The 1,542-nt window shown below is 69.6% G+C and carries 1 protein-coding gene, 1 pseudogene and 1 riboswitch; the gene and the pseudogene both read right to left on the minus strand.

Annotated elements, in window-relative coordinates; all coding sequences use genetic code 11:
• Positions 1 to 90 precede the first annotated feature (90 nt).
• A riboswitch (TPP riboswitch) is annotated at positions 91 to 183 on the minus strand.
• Between the two features lie 6 nt (positions 184 to 189).
• A complete protein-coding gene (locus KZA10_RS14795) occupies positions 190 to 1,152 on the minus strand; it encodes an NAD-dependent epimerase/dehydratase family protein (protein WP_218683265.1) in 963 nt (320 codons plus the stop codon).
• 82 nt (positions 1,153 to 1,234) lie between these two features.
• Positions 1,235 to 1,542, minus strand: a pseudogene (locus tag KZA10_RS14800) (phenylalanine--tRNA ligase subunit beta); the annotation flags it as partial.

Consider the following 1,542-nt stretch of genomic DNA (forward strand, 5'->3'; position numbering starts at 1 on the left):
GGACACGAGGGCCTCCTGGTTCCTGAAGCGGTTGAACTCAACAGCTCCACTTCACAACCGGAGGCCCTCACCTCTCAGCTCTTCACGGCCGTGTCGCCGAAACAACGTCCCTGGACATCACAACTAGATCAGGTTCGACGGGTCTGTTCTCAGCCGCGGATTGCGGCACCCCGTGTCACTGCTCGCAGTCTAGCGATCGGCCAGCAGAGCCTTCTCCTGCGCCCGCGTGAGTCCGGCCCGGCGCTCCCTGTCCACGCCGCGCACCCGTTCGTCGGCGACGACGCGTCGAGCGGTGTCGGCGAGGGGGCGCAGGTGTCCCCCGCTGTCGTGGAATGCGCTGTTCGAGCGGGTCATGAAGCCGGACATCTCGGGAGGAAGCCACAGCGGAAGCGAGAGCGGACCTGCCCAGTGCGCGACGCCGTGTGCTCGCAGCCACTCCTCGTCGGCGACCACCGTCTCCCCGGTGTGCCCTGCCTCCTCGCGCACGGTCTGCAGCAGTTCGGCGAGGGGTTGCTCGTCCCCGATCGCGTTGACCGCTCCGCTCCGCGTGGCGGCGACGATGTAGGCGGCCACGTCGTCGACGTCGATCACCTGCGCGCTGCGCCTCTCGAGCGGAGGCAGCAGCACGGGCTCCTCCCCCGCTCGGGAGAATGCCGCAGCCCAGTACCCGAAGCGGTCGCTCGGGTCGCCGTCCCCGACGATGAGTCCTGGTCGCACGATGAACGCGCGATCCCCCAGCATCGTGAGGGCGTCTTCGGCCGCCGCCTTCTGCGAGCCGTACTCGTACTCGTCGCCGGGGCGGGCGGCAGGATGCCGCGGCGCCGATTCATCGGCGCCGACCGTGGCGTCATCGGCGTACACCGAGAGGGAGGACACGTACGTCCATCGCGCCGTGCGGTCTCCGAGAGCCTCGACCGCTGCCACGACGTGCCTGGCCTGAGAGGAGATGTCGACGACGTGATCCCAGTCCTTCCGCGCGAGCGCGGCGTATACCTCGGGGTCGTCACGGTCGCCGGTCACGAGCACCGCTCCTGCCGGCGCGAGGCGCTCGCCCCGGGCCAGACATGTCACGGCCGCTCCGGACTCGAGCCATCTCCGGGCGATCCGCCCGGAAAGCCACCCCGTCCCGCCGAGGATCAGAACATTCGTCATGGCTCCATGCCACCAGCAACCGCTGCGAGAGGGAAGCCCTCTCCCCTCAGGGCAGAGGGCCCCCTCCGGGACAGCACATCGCTCAGTCGCGGAGCGCTGCTCCGAATCGCTGCGCGGCGACGTCGACACCCGCGAGCTTGGCCGCGGTGGCCTCGGCCGCCGTGAGGGTGCGATCGTCGGCGCGGAATCGCAGAGCGAAGGTGAGGCTTTTGGACCCCTCCGGCACGCCGTCTCCGCGATAGTCATCCACGAGACGCACCGATTCCAACAGCGCACCGGCTCCCTCGGCGAGGGCGGCCTGCACATCTGCGGCCGGAACTTCGGCGGGCAGTGTGAGCGAGACGTCCTGCGTGGCGGCGGGGAACGTCGCCGCATCGCTGTCGACGTTCC

The sequence above is a fragment of the Microbacterium sp. BF1 genome, assembly GCF_019279095.1.
Taxonomy (GTDB): Bacteria; Actinomycetota; Actinomycetes; order Actinomycetales; family Microbacteriaceae; genus Microbacterium; species Microbacterium maritypicum.

What these genes read in the sequence shown, in the direction of transcription:
- KZA10_RS14795 (WP_218683265.1), bottom strand. Translation starts at nt 1,152, where the DNA reads ATGACGAATGTTCTGATCCTCGGCGGGACGGGGTGGCTTTCCGGGCGG.